At 31.0% G+C, this 15,629-nt stretch carries 15 protein-coding genes and 1 pseudogene; 15 read left to right on the forward strand and 1 reads right to left on the reverse strand.

The window, feature by feature from the left end; translation table 11 throughout:
- Position 1 precedes the first annotated feature (1 nt).
- From porM to BW932_RS01960, 12 genes and pseudogenes are all read left to right on the forward strand, one after another.
- Positions 2-1,567, forward strand: a complete 1,566-nt coding sequence (porM, locus tag BW932_RS01910) for a type IX secretion system motor protein PorM/GldM (RefSeq protein ID WP_076384799.1) — start codon at positions 2-4, stop codon at positions 1,565-1,567.
- Positions 1,568-1,819: 252 nt separating this feature from the next.
- The gene (gene porN / locus BW932_RS01915) at positions 1,820-2,701 is read left to right on the forward strand and encodes a type IX secretion system ring subunit PorN/GldN (RefSeq protein ID WP_076384874.1); all 882 of its coding nucleotides are present in this window, start codon (positions 1,820-1,822) and stop codon (positions 2,699-2,701) included.
- Positions 2,702-2,768: 67 nt separating this feature from the next.
- Complete coding sequence (locus tag BW932_RS01920) at positions 2,769-3,803, forward strand: NAD(P)/FAD-dependent oxidoreductase (protein WP_076384801.1); 1,035 nt, start codon at positions 2,769-2,771, stop codon at positions 3,801-3,803.
- A 385-nt stretch (positions 3,804-4,188) separates the two neighbouring features.
- The gene (locus tag BW932_RS01925; protein WP_076384803.1) at positions 4,189-5,463 is read left to right on the forward strand and encodes a site-specific integrase; all 1,275 of its coding nucleotides are present in this window, start codon (positions 4,189-4,191) and stop codon (positions 5,461-5,463) included.
- Positions 5,460-6,356 carry a hypothetical protein gene (locus BW932_RS01930; RefSeq protein WP_076384805.1) on the forward strand — a complete coding sequence of 299 codons (897 nt, stop codon included), beginning with the start codon at positions 5,460-5,462 and terminating at the stop codon, positions 6,354-6,356. The genes BW932_RS01925 and BW932_RS01930 overlap by 4 nt, the downstream gene beginning before the upstream one ends.
- Positions 6,357-6,499: 143 nt before the next feature.
- Complete coding sequence (locus BW932_RS01935; protein WP_245820620.1) at positions 6,500-6,865, forward strand: DUF3853 family protein; 366 nt, start codon at positions 6,500-6,502, stop codon at positions 6,863-6,865.
- 4 nt (positions 6,866-6,869) lie between these two features.
- Positions 6,870-7,859 carry a hypothetical protein gene (locus tag BW932_RS01940; protein ID WP_159436413.1) on the forward strand — a complete coding sequence of 330 codons (990 nt, stop codon included), beginning with the start codon at positions 6,870-6,872 and terminating at the stop codon, positions 7,857-7,859.
- Between the two features lie 367 nt (positions 7,860-8,226).
- Positions 8,227-8,502, forward strand: a pseudogene (locus BW932_RS14490) (CHC2 zinc finger domain-containing protein); the annotation flags it as partial.
- A 105-nt stretch (positions 8,503-8,607) separates the two neighbouring features.
- Complete coding sequence (locus BW932_RS14345) at positions 8,608-9,105, forward strand: toprim domain-containing protein (RefSeq protein ID WP_245820622.1); 498 nt, start codon at positions 8,608-8,610, stop codon at positions 9,103-9,105.
- A 141-nt stretch (positions 9,106-9,246) separates the two neighbouring features.
- A complete protein-coding gene (locus BW932_RS01950; RefSeq protein ID WP_076384811.1) occupies positions 9,247-9,666 on the forward strand; it encodes a hypothetical protein in 420 nt (139 codons plus the stop codon).
- On the forward strand, positions 9,663-10,784 hold the full coding sequence (locus tag BW932_RS01955) for a relaxase/mobilization nuclease domain-containing protein (protein WP_076384813.1): 1,122 nt from the start codon (positions 9,663-9,665) through the stop codon (positions 10,782-10,784). Before BW932_RS01950 ends, BW932_RS01955 begins: the two co-directional genes overlap by 4 nt.
- 12 nt (positions 10,785-10,796) lie before the next feature.
- Positions 10,797-11,552, forward strand: coding sequence for a hypothetical protein (locus tag BW932_RS01960; RefSeq protein WP_076384815.1), 756 nt, complete (start codon positions 10,797-10,799; stop codon positions 11,550-11,552).
- Between the two features lie 4 nt (positions 11,553-11,556).
- On the opposite strand, the gene BW932_RS01965 is transcribed toward BW932_RS01960, so the two are convergent.
- Positions 11,557-11,820: a helix-turn-helix domain-containing protein gene (locus tag BW932_RS01965; protein ID WP_076384817.1), complete on the reverse strand. Its 264-nt coding sequence runs from the start codon at positions 11,818-11,820 to the stop codon at positions 11,557-11,559.
- Positions 11,821-11,973: 153 nt separating this feature from the next.
- On the opposite strand from BW932_RS01965, the gene BW932_RS01970 reads away from it, so the two are divergent.
- The 3 genes from BW932_RS01970 to BW932_RS01980 all read left to right on the forward strand — a co-directional run bounded on the left by BW932_RS01970 (position 11,974) and on the right by BW932_RS01980 (position 15,627).
- A complete protein-coding gene (locus BW932_RS01970) occupies positions 11,974-12,423 on the forward strand; it encodes a PH domain-containing protein (protein ID WP_076384819.1) in 450 nt (149 codons plus the stop codon).
- Between the two features lie 7 nt (positions 12,424-12,430).
- Positions 12,431-12,652, forward strand: coding sequence for a hypothetical protein (locus BW932_RS01975; protein WP_076384821.1), 222 nt, complete (start codon positions 12,431-12,433; stop codon positions 12,650-12,652).
- Positions 12,653-12,891: 239 nt separating this feature from the next.
- Complete coding sequence (locus BW932_RS01980; RefSeq protein ID WP_076384823.1) at positions 12,892-15,627, forward strand: class I SAM-dependent DNA methyltransferase; 2,736 nt, start codon at positions 12,892-12,894, stop codon at positions 15,625-15,627.
- Positions 15,628-15,629 lie beyond the last annotated feature (2 nt).

Here is a 15,629-nt window from a genome sequence, read left to right on the forward strand (position 1 = left end):
AATGGCACAAGGAAAACAGACGCCTCGTCAGAAGATGATTAACTTGATGTATCTGGTTTTCATTGCAATGCTTGCAATGCAAATCGATCAAGAAATCATCAGATCATATAACGATACCAATCAAACTCTTACTGATACAAGAGGATTAGTAGAACAAAAGAATGATAAAATTTTTAAGAAAACCTTAGAAGCTAAAGCTGCTAACACTCCAGATACTTATGCAAAACCACTTGCAGACTATCAAAGTTTAGAAGCTAAAACTAATGATTTAGTAAGCTTTATAGATGGATTGAAAAGCACTTTGAAAAAAGAATCTGGCTATGATGATAAAGTAAATGTTGATGAAAATTTCACAGCATTGAACAACACAGAACCAGCTTCAAATTTATTTTTTAAAGGAAGTGAAACAGCTCCTTCAAAAAATGCTACAGATTTGAAAGCAAAAGTAGCAGCATTGAAATCATACATTACCCAAAGTTTTGGTTCTTCACCTGAAATGAAGCCTGTAATTGATAGAGCAAACAAAACTCTTGTTACAGAATTTGAAAAAGGCGTTACCAGAAACGGGAAAAATTGGTTACAATATAAATTCTACGGTCAACCATTAATTGCGGCACTTTCTAACTTAGAAGTTATACAATCAGAAGCAAGAAATTTACAATCTGATGTTTTGATGACGATGCTTCAAGAAAAAGTTGATGCAGATATTAAATTTGATGCCTATCAAGCTATCGTTTCTGCACCTACAATTGTTCTTCAAGGAGAAGCTGCAACGGGTAAAGTTTCTATCGGTAACTATTCTAGCAACGTTCCGGGATTATCAATGCCTGGTTTAACCGTAACAAACGGACAAGGTTCTAGAGGTTTAGATACAGGATCTTTAGGTGATAAAAGTTTTAGTGGAACTATTTCCTTTAAAGATGTCAACGGAAAAGAAATTCCTTTGAATTATAGCCACACCTATAAAGTTATTGCAGGAGCTCAAGAATTGAAAGCTCAAAAAGGAGCCATTGTAACTGCCGATAAAATGAATGTTTTATACAGAGGTTTACCAAATCCAATTTCAGGTTCTATTTTAGGAGCTGATATGTCAGGTATTTCATTATCAGCTGCAGGAGCTTCCGTAAGTGGAAGTGGAGGAAAATGGACCGTAACTCCAGGAGCTGGTTCAACTGTGAAATTAACGATTTCCGGGAAAGATCCAAAAGGAGGTACCATTTCTCAAGCGTTCGATTTCCGAATCAAAAATGTTCCGCCACCTGTTGGTCAAATCCAAGGAAGTTATGTGGTATCGATGCCTTCAAGTTCGATTCCAAACCAAAAAGTTTCGGTGGTAATGCCAGATTTCGATTTCCCAGTGAGCTTCGTAGTAAACAGTTTTATGTTCAAAGTACCTGGAAAAGCGGGAATGTTAGTTAACGGAAATTCATTAAGTTCAGTTGGTAATTTAACCAAAAATTTACGAAATGGTGATGTAGCTTATGTGTTTAACATTAATGCAACTGCAACCGGATTGGGTAATCAAGCATTAAAACAAATTCCACCTGTTGTAATAAACGTACAATAATTACGTTTAAAAATCATATATATTTAATTTTCCAGAAAGATGAGAAAGATACTATTTCTTCTATTAGCTTTAAGTTTTCTAGGGTTAAATGCCCAAAAGAAAAGAAAAACGGTTAAGAAAAAGAAGGCAAAAACGACAAAAACCGTAGCTGCTAAAGCCGACGCCGGACAAAATGTGAGTAACGTTGATTCGTTAGTGAATGCGTATGCTACTCCAGCTGTTCCTGCCGTTCCAGAGGAACCTATTAATTCGATGTCCATTTTAAATGCGAAATCGCCAGAATCTTTCAGAAAATTTAGGGATCTCGGTATGATCAAGCAAGGTGATTCTATGGTTTCTACCAAGAAAACCCCACTTAAATATGGTTTTATCGAAGATAAAGACATCTTAAAAAGCATGGTAGTCTGGGAAATTATTGATTTGAATGATAAGATCAATCAACCGTTCTATCATAATGAAGATGGAGTAGTTTCTCAAAACAAATCATTGTATCAGGTTTTATTTGATGCCATAAATAGCGGTGGTATTAAAGAGGTATATGATGACGAACTTTTTACAGTTAGATTAAGTCCAGAAGCAATTCAGGCGAGAATCAAAAATGAAGTGATGAGTAATGCTGGAACCGATGCAATGAATGCCAATAACGGTGTGTTGACAGAGGAACAAAAGAAAGAATTCATCAACGTTTACGAAACCAAAACTGAAACGGTAAAAGTTTTGAAGATTAAAGGAATGTGGTATATTGATCGCAGAGACGGTCAAATGAAGTACAGACTCCTAGGAATCGCTGCGATGGGACCTGATCCTTCCACAATGGGACAATTTGGACCAGATGGACAACCTTTAGCTTCAAAAGATGAGTTGATCGATTTGTTCTGGGTATATTATCCTGATGCAAGAGAAATATTGGCAAATTCGGTAGCTTTTAATAATAAAAATCTTTCCTCAGATATTACTTTTGATGATTTATTAAACGCTAGACGATTTTCTACCATCATTTATAAATCAGACAATGGTTTAGGAAACGGCGTGATCAAAGACTATATTCCAAAAGATGCAGATGGTCAATTGGAAGAAAGTGAAGCGATCAAAGCGCAGATTCTTCAAATGGAAAATGACATGTGGAATTACTAAATTTCACTTGAAAATATCACAAACCTGAGTATTTTTACTCAGGTTTTTTTGGTTTAAATAGTAGAAAATGAAAAATGTAGATTACGTAATAGTTGGCGGTGGTTATGCAGGAATTTTTTTTGCACATCAGTTGATTGCTCATCAAAAATCCTTTGTTCTATTTTCAGGGGAGCAAAAAGGAGCATCTCAAGTATCGGCGGGAGTTGTAAATCCTGTCGTCCTAAAAAAATTTACGACCTTTTGGCTTGCTGAGGAGCAGATTGATTTTCTTACTCAAACAATGTCTGAAATTGAGAAGTATACCAAACAAAATTATTTGATTGATGAAAATATTCAACGTATTTTTCACGACGAAAATGAAAAAAAATTATGGTTGAGTAAAACCGAAACGGATGAATTACAACCATTTTTAAGTTCTGAATTTCAAAAGCTGGAAACCATTGCAAATGATTTTGGAACTGGTTCAGTGAAAAAATCTGCCCGATTAAATGTAAGTGCTTTTTTTAATGATTTTTTCAGCTATTTTAAAGAAAACAATCACCTCATTCAAGAAGAATTCGATTATTCACAGATTTCTGGTAATTCGTACAAAGATTTTACGTTTAAAAACCTTGTTTTCTGCGAAGGAATGGGAGTGCGTTCCAATCCATTTTTTAATGATATTCAAGTTATTCCGAACAAGGGACATCATTTAAAAGTAAAACTATCTGTGAAGTTAAACCATCTATCTACGCTGAAAAAAAAGCATTTTTTTTTTCCTTTAGATGATCAACTTCATTATTATGGTGGAACGTATGATCCTAATGAAAGAGAAGATCAAATTGATGAATTTAAGCGGGAAGAACTCATTCTTGGGTTACAGGAGTTTTATCCCCATGACTTTGAAATTGAGGAGATCAATTTCGGTTTCCGTCCCACTGTGAAAGACCGACGTCCGATTTTAGGAAATCATCCGGATCATCAGAATTATTTTGTTTACAACGGTTTAGGCGCACGTGGAATTTTGAATGGATGTTATTTTTCCCGAGAACTTTACGACCATATTGAAAATGGAAAAGAATTGATGCCCGAAGTAGATTTAAAACGGTTTACAAAAAAGTAGTCATTCATACGGAAGCTTTGAGATTCTGTCACAATCCACTTGAAGTTTAATCGAATGGTAAATTAGCGTGCAATAGAATTTGATAGAGTTTTATTTCTTTATAAATGCCGAATAGAATAGGATATTTGCCAATTCAAGTTTTCCTAGGGAACGAAATCACTATTGAAGAATCTTTTGAATACAACAAAAAAAAATCAGGAAATTAAGTTCCTGATTTTTATTTTGTAGAGAGGATGGGATTATAACCTTTAGGTTCTCATAAGTTCATTAAAGTTTTATTAGTTTAATAATCAGTGTTTTAAAAAATTATAATATCTTTGAGTATCATAAAAGTGCTTAAAGATATGCCAATATTGGGTGTAGAATTGGGTGTAAAATTTCAAACATGATTATAAAAAGAAACGTTGTTTTTGATCTTGAAAACAGAAAAATTGAAGGCAAAATTATTGCGGATAATATACCAATTCGTATGCGCATCACTTTTTCTGGAAGTAGGATAGATATATTTACAGGGATTCGAGTAGATAGAAATAAGTGGGATAGTTCTAAGTTAAGAGTCAAGCCTAATACTTTCAACAAATTAAAACAATCTGCGTCTGACATCAATACAAAGTTATCAGACTATGAAAATGAAATTCAAAATATATTTAAGAAATTCGAACTTCAGGATCTGATTCCAAGCGTGGAAGAAGTCAAATTCAATTTTAATTCTGCATTTAATAATGGAAAAGTTGTTATAAAAGCAAAGGGCTTTTTTGATTATTTCGATGAATTTACAACTGAAAACGGTAGAGTTAAAAACTGGACAATTAGAACATACGAGAAATTTTCTTCCGTTAGAAAACACTTGTTTGAGTTTAATAGTAAGCTGTCATTTTCATTTTTAGATGAAAAGGGGCTGACTTTATATGTTGAGTTTCTTCGTGATAAATTGAAAATGAGAAATTCAACCATTGAAAAACAAGTTAGTTTTTTAAAGTGGTTTTTAAAGTGGGCAAAAGCAAAAGGGTATAATGAAAAGCTTTCTTATGAAGCATTTCATCCAAAATTTAAAGCCACTCAGAAAAAAATAATTTTCTTAACTCAAAGTGAATTAAAAACATTGGAACTTTACACGATTCCAGATGGTAAGCAGTATTTGGAAAGAGTTAGGGATGTTTTCATTTTCCTTTGCTACAGTGGAATTAGATACAGTGACGCTTTAAATTTAAAACGTTCAGATATCAAAAAAGATTACTTTGAGATTACTACAGTAAAGACCGGTGATAGTCTGAAAATTGAATTAAATAAGAATAGTAAGAAAATATTAAATAAGTATAAGGATATACCATTTGAACATGATAGGGTTCTTCCTATTATTTCTAATCAAAAGATGAACGACTATATTAAAGAATTAGCAAAACTTGCAGAAATTAATGAGCCAATTAGACTAACACACTACAAAGGAAATAATCGAATTGACGAAGTAGTTCCAAAATGTGATTTGCTTGGAACGCACGCAGGAAGAAGAACATTTATTTGTACCGCCTTATCATTAGGTATTCCAGTAAATGTAGTGATGAAATGGACAGGGCACGCTGACTATAAATCTATGAAACCCTATATAGATGTTGCAGATTCTACGAAAGCTAGTGCAATGAAAAAATTTGACGAAATATGAATACAATAAATGCTTATCTGAAACTTTTTGAGAATGCATTCACAATCACTAATAAAATGTGGATAGAGGAAATAAATTCAAATGGCAGTAAGTTCAATTTTGATTCCCAAGACATATATAAGGCTAAATGCGATACTATTGTTGAATATAATTTTAATGAAAAATATACCGATAATTCAGAAGAGAACAAGCGAAAAGAATATACAGAAGACTTAATAAAGATTCTTAAAGATACGATTCTTATATATGAAGAAAATGAAATTTTCTTTAATGATCTTGATAGAAATAAATTGCTTCTAAACGAATATAGAGGTATATATAAGTCCAATTTATCTGATTTTGAATTAAATATTGAGCTGATTAAATTTATCGAACCACAACACAGAGAGAGTTATTTACGGTCCGATTTTTATAAGTCAATGGGGTTTTTAAATTTTAATTATCATCAGTTCATATATCACTATAGTTTGAAGTTATTAGCAGATTTGAACTCGAATTTTAAGAATTATAAGGTATTTGAGAAGGATTACTTGAAAGTCCAAACAATTAATTATTTTTCAATGGAATTAATTGGACATATTCACATAAACTATATAAATGTAATATTTGAAAACATTAGTGAACTTGAGTTTTACAAATTTATTAATATTCAAAATACGGTGGTTAACATTACGATTAAGAATGATCACTTAAATAATTTTTATTATTTGATTCATAAATTCTATCAAATTATTGAAGATTATAATTGGTTAGTTTTCATTTTAGGGGAGTTATCAATACCTGTTAAAAAGTACAAATCAAAATATCGAGAAATCGTGAGCAAAAATGCTAGTGAAGAAGCTAAAAAAATGTCTATAATTATAGATAATTCTTTCAAAAAATTTCAAATCTGATCTTTCGTTAATTAATTTTTTTTTCTTAACCACTTCAATTCCACTTTATGTCATGCCACACTAGGTACTTAATGTTCTATTAAGTGCCAATTTCCACTTGGATTCCACTTATTCCATCAACTAATTTTGAAATGTTCTAACAAATGAGCGCCTACGAAAAGGCGAGTGTTAAATCATTTAAAATTAAAAAAATGGAAAATATCCATATTCTCAAAGAGAGATTATCAATGCAGTTTACCAGTAGAGATTTACTAGACCTTATAGAAGATTCTATAGTAATGAAAAATGAAAATCCTACTGATTTGAAGCAGACAGAAAAAAAGTATGTCTATGGTATTTCTGGAATTCAAATGCTACTTAATTGTAGTGAATCATCTGCAAAAAGACTTAAAAAAAGTGGTGTCATCGACGATGCTATAATCCAAAATGGCAGAAAAATTATCGTGGATTCGGAATTAGCTCTCAAACTTATTCAAAAGGCAAATAATGTTGGGCGCAAAAAACAGTAGGGTGATGAAACCCAAACAAGTATATACATCAAATAGACGAAAAAAAGTTTTATTTTCAAATGATTTTCGTGAAGTTATTGTGTGTCAAGATTCGACAATAATAGAACAAAGAATTTTGATTTTAATTTTAACTGCTGTAAAGTTTGAACAAAATAATTTCATTTCCAAACGCAAGCAGATCAAAAAAGATGAGACAAAGCAATTGTCTTTTGATGATTATTTTGATGGATGGGCAAACCAAGGATATACTGAATTTAATATTTCTTTTAGTGAATTAAAGGAGTTCAAAAAAATAAAAAATTCAACCATACAAACTGCATTGGTAAATATGTCTAATATCAATTGGTTTAGATTAAGAGATGAAAGTATCAATGGCTACAAAGCAGTTCCATTTATTATTGATCCAAGATGGAATTCCAGAAATATTTTTTTTAAGATTGATGTAGCTGTAATGAAGCATATACTTAATGTGAGCCAATATTTTGAAATTAGAAAAGAACTACCATTTGTTGCATCTACACCCAACACGTTAAAATTCTTATTGTGGATCTTAAAATTTTCAAAGTCCCAAATCATCAAGAAAAGTTTCAAACAAGTTTTAAATGAAATGTGTATTCCTCAAGAGCGATATTCTTATAGGTCGTGGTTTGAAAGAGATTTTTTAAATCCAGTGAAAGCAGATTTAGACTCAAAGAATGATATCAGTTTTAATTATTCGTATAGCAACGGTGAATATACAGTTGTTTTATATTATACAAAAAAGGGTGTCGGGCAGGATGAGAAGTTTATCTCATTGAATGACTTGCAGATTGATAGAACACTTAAATATCAAAAAAGGAGGAGGATGCTAAATGATTTTAATGTAAGAACATTACGAAAGTTATATGAAGTGAAAGGATACGACGAGCTGACGCTCAAAATAAGACGTAAAATAGACCCTTCTCTTCTCGGAGATGAATACATAAAAACGCTTTTTAAATTTTTGGAAAAATAGGAGGTTATTATCTCAAGGGAACAGCCTATTATCTCAAAGGAATGGGTTATTATCTCAAAGGAACTGGTAATTATCTCAAGGAATTGGATTATTATCTCAAGAAAACTGGATATTATCTCAAGTATTAATAGAAAAAAACTAGAAAATTTGTTGTAATAGAAGCTGTTTATAAAGATTTGAAATTATCTCCTTAATTATATAATGTTATTAATTATTCTAATCTTTTATAATAAACTAAGAGTTGTGGATAAAGTAAATACAAAATATCAATTTATAAATAACAGAAGTACAGTAATTTAGAATACACAACAAATATTATAAAATAGGATATTATCTCAAATATCTTTTGCTTTTGAAAAAAAAAATAATGGAAAATCAAAACTTATTTAATTGCGAAAAAATTAATCAAATTTCATTTGAAGAGATTCTGCAAAACTGTGGTTTAAATCCGGCAAAAAAAACGAAAAACGAAATCTGGTATCTCAATCCTTTTTTCACTGAAAAAACAGCATCATTTAAAGTTAATATTTTGCAAAATACTTATTACTTGTTCAGCGATTCAACTAAAGGTTCGGTAGTAGATTTTTTAATGAGATATCTAAACACAAATATTGAAGGTGTGATAAATTACACGAATAAAAAATCTAATTTTTCTTCTTTTCAAAAGCAAAAAAACAATGGGTTTTCCAAAAATTTCATTTCAGAAATTGAAATAATAAGTGTGAAAAAAATTGAAAATCCCGCCTTATTGAATTATATCAAAAGCAGGAAAATATTCGAGCAAAAACATTTGATTAATGAAATTAACTATCAAATTAAAGATAAAAAATATTTTGGAATTTGCTTTAAAAATAACAGCGGTGGTTTTGAAGTTAGAAACAAGTATGCAAAAATATGTTTAGGTAAAAAAGATTTTACAACCATAAAGAATGGCTCAAAAAAGTTGCGATTATTCGAAGGATTTATAGACTATTATTCATTTATAAATTTACAGAAATCTCATAGTTTTTTAGACTTTGATTATATCATTTTAAATTCAGTTACAATGGTTCGTAATGTATTGAGTGGACTAAAAAATTACGATAAAATTGAATTGTATTTTGACAATGACCACGCTGGAAATCGTTGTTCTGAAATCATCTTACACGCAGAACCAAGAGCAAAAGATTACAGATTTTTATACACTGACTTCAAAGACCTCAATGAATTTCTAATGTACAAAAAGACATCTAAAAGCATAAAATGAAAATTGTGCTTAAAAACAGACCAAGAAGGACTTCCAAATACCCAAAAACGGTGTTTTTGCGAATTTGAAAGTGTTCTTGCTTTTTTCCTATCGTCAAAAAGTAAAAAATTTTTTAGATTTTTTTCAAAAAATAATAAGGTTATGGATCAAGAAAATAGAACAAAAAACCAAAACGATTACTTGAAAGTAATTGAAGAATCAATCAGAAAAAAGGAGCGGAAAAATAAATTTTCTACGATGGGGAAGCTTGGTGGAAGACCGAGGAAATTAAATAAAAAAGCACATAAATATTCTATTAGTTTGAATGATAAACAAAATGATTTTGCAAAAGATATTTGTGAAAAAAATCAAATTTCACTGCAAGAATTTTTAAGGCGAAAAATAGAAAATGAACCGCTTCCAAATCCAGAAAGAAATAAGTTTTTAGTTCAATCAATTTCAAATTTCAATAGAATCAGTAATTTTTTTGATTCCAGAATTTGGGAAGAAAACGAACGACAAGAATTTAAAAATTTACTGAAAGATACGTGTGAAGAAATTTTAAAATCAATAAAAAAATGATAGCAATTGCTAATGCGATAAAGGGAAGTTTTAAAGGGGTACAATATCCAAACGATGACTCAAAATTATTCATTGATGATGATGGAAAAGTATGTTCGAAAACCTTTAATCTTTCTTCAAATGTTGCAATTGAAAACTGGGAAGAAATGAAAATGATTTCAAAATTAAGTTCGATAAAGAATAAATTTTTAGTTGTGGTTTTGTCGCCAACTGCAGAACAGTCTAAAGATTTAAAATTTACTGATTGGAACGATATGGCTGAAAACTATGCAAAAGAATTCGGATTTCTAAATAACCAGTTTCGGTGGGATGTCCACGGAAATACGGATGAAAAACATTTGCATATTTATGCTTCAAGAATTGACTTTTCAGGTAAGAATAAAGTGGTTGAAGGAAGAATCGGTATGCGGTCTGGAGAATGGGCAGAACAATATTCAAAAAGTAAAGGTTGGAAAACACTAGATGAATTGACTGCTGAAAAAAAAATACAATTCAAAAGTATTTTACAAGATGCATTAAAAACATCAAAAAACTTTCAAGACTTGCGAAATCATTTTGAACGACAAGGATACACATTTCAATTGAGTTTCAGCAATAAACCTGACGGAAATAAAAATTTGAATGGTATGAGAATAATGACCAAAAGAGATGCGGAAAAAAGAGAAATTAGGGAAAAAGCAACGCAATTTGCCGTAGATAAAGGAAAAGATCTTTTACCCAATTCGATAAAATCGAAACCAAAATTATCACCAGCAGAATTGGAGATGGCTAAAGAATTAGGAAAACCATTTCTACCAGATGATATTCAGGAATTGGTTTTAACTAAAGCGCAAATAAGAACAAAACCTGGCTTTACACTTACGGAATTAGCAAAAAATAAGAATGACCGAATTACTATCGGAGATATAGTTTTACAATTAGAAAATAATTCTAAAATCTCACTAAACCAAAATATTGTAAATGAAACAGAACCAGTGAAACCAAATTTTAACCTCAATGAAAATGGTTTTGTAGGCGATATGGTTGACATTCTTCTTAAAAATAATTATTCTTCTGCAACATCTGATGACGAGTTATGGAAGAGAAAAAAACATCAAAAAAGCATTTACTCACGATAAAATAAAATAATTATGCACACAGAAAATAATGAATACAGTCAATTTGTAAATTATTTAAACTCCAAATTAGGATTTAATTTTTTACCACTTAATTCTACTAATTTAGAAGTTCCGAAAGAATTTGAAGATTTAGATGCGATGCAGATATTGCTGCAATTAAATCATAAAGCCACAGAGATTTTTTTTCTATCTCAGTATATTTCCGAGCAGAATAAGGCAGTTAATTCTTTTTTAAAAGATGCTAAGGAATTGAATATAGAAAACAAGGAAACTATAAATAGTATTAATGATTTTAATAAACTACATATCGAATCTTTAGCAAATCATAGTGTCGGTTTTTTTAATAATTTAAAAGCGCAAAGGATAGAATTATCTGATTGTACTATTGAGAAATTAGATCAAATTGGAGAATTTACAAAAAGTATTGTGGAAACCCACGAACTCAAAGTTCCCAAGATGATGAAATTCGTTGAAAAAATTCAATATTGGATTGCAGGGACTTTTTTATTTCTAGTACTTCTCGTTGCATTCGTAACTAATATGTCTTACAACTGGTACAAAACTTCAGTAAGAACAAAAGAGGAAGTTAGAAGTGATATTTTAGCGGAAATAGTAAATTCTAAACAAAAGATTTATTCTATTGATTATGTCTCTGAATTACAGGAAAATACGACCGTCATACAGTCTTGGTTGAAGAGGAATGAACAATCTAACGAGGTAGAAAAATTCATTCAGTTTAAAGAAGGTTACAATGCGAATAAAAAATAATTCTCTACGTAGCAGAATTCTCCTCCGTAGAACTTTCAAATCCTTCAGAAAAAAACTTTTCAAACGTCATATCAAATGCTGCAACTATCTTTACAAGGGTGCTAAATCTTAGATCTTCGCCACGCTCATATCTTCCAAATTGTGCTCTGGAAATATTGTGTTCGTAAGCGAAATACTCATAACTGCTATATCCTTTTTCTATTCGTAAAGATTTTATGCGTGCTCCCAACTTTTTTAGAACTGCTTCTTTGTCAAAAATATCTTGCATTTTGTAATCTCTATTGGTTAGATTACAAAAGACATAAAAAACACTCTTATTCGTTACCCTTAATATGATGTATCTTATTAGTGTCTTTTCTGTGGGTTTTTTGTATATTTGGGTAGTGATTAAGATTTAGAATTAATTTCTAATTTACCTAATATGAGAAATTTATTACATAATGGAAAAGCAGATCTACCTTCTGCAAATATTGAGTATAGAGCGGAGCAACATTGGGTAATTTATGTGTTGCCAATATTTTATGTTGTTGTAGGAATAGTGGGAATTTTACCAGCTATTTTTGGGATTGGCGCATTACGTTTAGTAGGCTATGGTCTTCTGTTTTTGCTATTTAAAGGTTGTAAAAGAGTTTTAGAAATTCAAAAAACGAAAATTTTTTTATCATCGACTCATCTTTGCATACAACAAGGAATTTTAAGCATTACGCTAAATGATATCGCGTTAGAAAAACTGGAAGGAATACAGCTAAATCAAAGTCTTATCGGGAAATATCTCAACTATGGAACATTGTACGTTTCCACAGGCGAACTTTCCCAAAACTATCAAATAAAAGATCCTTTTACTTTAAGATCTAAAATTTTAAAAAAATAAAATTGCTATGGAAAATCAAACCAAAAAAAAGTGGGAAGAGTTGATGCTTGAAATGGATCTGAAAGGACAATCTGGTGCAATTTGGACTGATGAAAAAATCGGCAGAAATGCTGAAGAAAAAGTGAAACAATATTCTATTATTGAGGATGATGCAAATGTATTAATATCTGATCCTGTTTTTTATAATGGAAAAATTCTAGAAGAGAGTTGCCTAATAATAATCCGATAATGAAACAAATACTTTATTAAAAGTAAACCTTAAAAGACAACCATCGCACAAAAAGTGTGATGGTTTGTTTTATCTACCACTTTATTTTAACGACAATAAACTAGTTCTATCTGTAACATCTCTTTATTATCAAAATTTATTACAGTTTAAATAAAATAAATTTAATCTCAACGTTGCATTTTAGATTGATTTCATCAATCCTTTTTGTATTTTTACTTTTTACCTTTATTCTGCTTTAAATGACAACAAAAGAAATAGAACAAAATCTGCTGCAACTTTCCCAAAATATAAATCCCGAAGATTTCATCTTCGATTTTTTATTGGCTTTTGGTTTTCCCAAAGCGTCAGTATCCAGATTTAAAAGCGGCGATTATAACCAATCTAAAATTAAGGGAGAATTTTTGTATAAAGGAAAAATCTTTTTTAAAGTCGGTAAGACCGACCAAATGCTTATTGAAAGTGAGATCTTGGCAAAAGATGAAAGAATTTTAAAGCAAAAGCCGCGTTTTATTCTACTTACAGATTTCAAAAGTATTGTGGCGAAGGATTTAAAAACCAAAGCTAGTAAAGATTTCCCCATTGCTGAACTACCTAATTTTAAAGACTTTTTCATTCCGCTTACGGGTGCAGAAATTTACAAATCTACCAATGATAATAAGGTCGATCGTGAAGCATCTTATGCTTTGGCGCGTTTCTATGATATCATTATTCAGGATAATCCGGATCTGTATAAAGGCGATAGTCACAGTTTAAATATTTTATTATCAAGATTACTATTTTGCTTTTTTGCGGAAGATACCGGGATTTTTGAGAAAGAAGGATTATTTACGGATGCGATTGGAAATAACACCGATGAAAACGGTAAAGATCTGGATGTTTTCTTTAAAGATCTGTTTGCAAAACTGAACAGCAGAAAGACCGATTTTCCGAATAGTGTGAAATCTTTTCCTTACGTAAATGGTGGACTTTTTAAAGATCAAATTAAAATTCCAAAATTTTCAAAGAAATCCCGGGATATTTTAATTGATTGTGGAAATCTAAACTGGGACGAAATAAATCCGGATATTTTTGGATCCATGATTCAGGCAGTTGCAGATCCAGATGAACGTACTAGTTTAGGAATGCACTATACTTCAGTTCCGAATATTTTGAAATTAATAAAACCGCTATTTTTAGATGAATTGTATGAAGAATTTGAAAACAACAGAGATCAACCTAAAAAACTGGAAAAACTATTAGCACGTCTATCAGCTATTAAATTTTTTGACCCTGCCTGCGGTAGCGGAAATTTTCTGATTATTACTTACAAGGAATTGCGCTTACTGGAAATTAAAATCATTCAACAACTCATAGATTTAGATATTGAGGAAGGTGAACGGAAAAGAAAGATCGGAAAACAGGCAAAAATACATTTCCCAAGAATTGTACTTTCTCAGTTTTATGGAATTGAGATTAAAGATTTTGCGCACGAAATGGCTATTCTTTCGCTTTGGTTGGCAGAACACCAGATGAACAAAGTTTTTGAGGAACAGTTGGAAGGTTTTGGACAAACGAAACCTATTTTACCTTTAAAAGAAAGCGGACAAATCTCTTTAGGAAATGCGGCAACAATGAATTGGGAAAAAGCCTGTCCAAAAAACGCGAATGATGAGATTTACATTATTGGAAATCCCCCGTATTTAGGTGCAAGATTGCAGGATGAAAAACAGAAGAGTGAAATGGAATTTAATTTTAAAGGAATCGCTTCATTTAATAATTTAGATTATATTTCAATTTGGTTATTTAAGGCATGCAAATATTTAGAAAATTACAATATAAAATCTGCTTTTGTTTCCACTAATTCAATTTGTCAGGGTGAACAAGTGTCTTTATTTTGGCCTATAATTTTAAATAAGAATGTTGAAATTGATTTTGCTTATACGTCTTTCAAATGGTCAAATAATGCGAAAGGAAATGCTGGAGTTTCCGTCGTAATTATAGGATTAAGAAATCTTTCTTCTTCATTAAAATATATTTTTTCGCACAATATTAAAAAACGCGTTAATTTAATTAGTCCTTATCTCACAGAAAATAGCAATTTAATAATTGAGCCGAGAAAAACGCCTCTTTCTAAATTTCCAGAAATGACTTACGGCAGTATGCCAAATGATGGTGGCTCTCTGCTTTTAAACCAACAGGAAAAAGATGAAATTATCGCAATGAATTCTAACTCATCTTGCTATATAAAGAAGTTTATTGGAGCAGCAGAATTTATGCGAGGAATTGATAAATATTGCCTCTGGATTAATGAAGATCAATTTAACGAAGCTGTAAAAAATTCAATAATATCGGATAGAATTAATGCTGTGAAGGATTTTAGAATGAAAAGTAAAAGGTCTGCTACAAATATTTTGGCTAATAAATCTTTCGCATTCGGAGAAAATCGACACAAAGGAAAAGATAGTATATTAATTCCGCAGACCGGTTCAGATCGTAGAGAATATCTTCCAATAGGTCTTTTTGACAAAGACTATGTTATTTCAAATGCCGCTAGAACTTTGACAGAATTTGAGCCATATTTATTTGGAATTTTATCCTCAAAAATGCATATAGTTTGGATAAAGGCAGTTTCAGGAAGAATGAAAGATGATGTTCAATACTCTGTATCTTTAAGTTACAACACTTTTCCGTTTCCACCAATTTCAATTAAACAAAAAGAGATTATCAACCAATATGTTTTTGCAGTTTTAGATGAGCGCGCAAAATTTCCCCAAAAAACAATGGCGTGGCTTTACAACCCAGAAACAATGCCCAAAGATTTGTTAAAAGCGCATCAGGAATTAGATCAGGCAATAGAAAGGATTTATAGAATCCAACCTTTTACGAGTGATGCAGAACGGTTAGAATATCTCTTTAAAATGTATGATGAAATGACGAAGAAGGATACGCTTTGGGCAAAGGAGAAGAAAACTAAAGCCAAAACAAAGAAGAAATAAAG

Source organism: Kaistella chaponensis, from assembly GCF_900156725.1.
Taxonomy (GTDB): Bacteria; Bacteroidota; Bacteroidia; order Flavobacteriales; family Weeksellaceae; genus Kaistella; species Kaistella chaponensis.

What these genes read in the sequence shown, in the direction of transcription:
- BW932_RS01935 (WP_245820620.1), top strand. Translation starts at nt 6,500, where the DNA reads ATGAGCGCCTACGAAAAGGCGAGTGTTAAATCATTTAAAATTAAAAAA.
- BW932_RS01980 (WP_076384823.1), top strand. Translation starts at nt 12,892, where the DNA reads ATGACAACAAAAGAAATAGAACAAAATCTGCTGCAACTTTCCCAAAAT.
- BW932_RS01965 (WP_076384817.1), bottom strand. Translation starts at nt 11,820, where the DNA reads ATGCAAGATATTTTTGACAAAGAAGCAGTTCTAAAAAAGTTGGGAGCA.
- BW932_RS01955 (WP_076384813.1), top strand. Translation starts at nt 9,663, where the DNA reads ATGATAGCAATTGCTAATGCGATAAAGGGAAGTTTTAAAGGGGTACAA.
- porN (WP_076384874.1), top strand. Translation starts at nt 1,820, where the DNA reads ATGTCCATTTTAAATGCGAAATCGCCAGAATCTTTCAGAAAATTTAGG.
- BW932_RS01975 (WP_076384821.1), top strand. Translation starts at nt 12,431, where the DNA reads ATGGAAAATCAAACCAAAAAAAAGTGGGAAGAGTTGATGCTTGAAATG.
- BW932_RS01970 (WP_076384819.1), top strand. Translation starts at nt 11,974, where the DNA reads ATGAGAAATTTATTACATAATGGAAAAGCAGATCTACCTTCTGCAAAT.
- BW932_RS01930 (WP_076384805.1), top strand. Translation starts at nt 5,460, where the DNA reads ATGAATACAATAAATGCTTATCTGAAACTTTTTGAGAATGCATTCACA.
- BW932_RS01925 (WP_076384803.1), top strand. Translation starts at nt 4,189, where the DNA reads ATGATTATAAAAAGAAACGTTGTTTTTGATCTTGAAAACAGAAAAATT.
- BW932_RS01950 (WP_076384811.1), top strand. Translation starts at nt 9,247, where the DNA reads ATGGATCAAGAAAATAGAACAAAAAACCAAAACGATTACTTGAAAGTA.
- BW932_RS01960 (WP_076384815.1), top strand. Translation starts at nt 10,797, where the DNA reads ATGCACACAGAAAATAATGAATACAGTCAATTTGTAAATTATTTAAAC.
- BW932_RS01920 (WP_076384801.1), top strand. Translation starts at nt 2,769, where the DNA reads ATGAAAAATGTAGATTACGTAATAGTTGGCGGTGGTTATGCAGGAATT.
- porM (WP_076384799.1), top strand. Translation starts at nt 2, where the DNA reads ATGGCACAAGGAAAACAGACGCCTCGTCAGAAGATGATTAACTTGATG.
- BW932_RS01940 (WP_159436413.1), top strand. Translation starts at nt 6,870, where the DNA reads ATGAAACCCAAACAAGTATATACATCAAATAGACGAAAAAAAGTTTTA.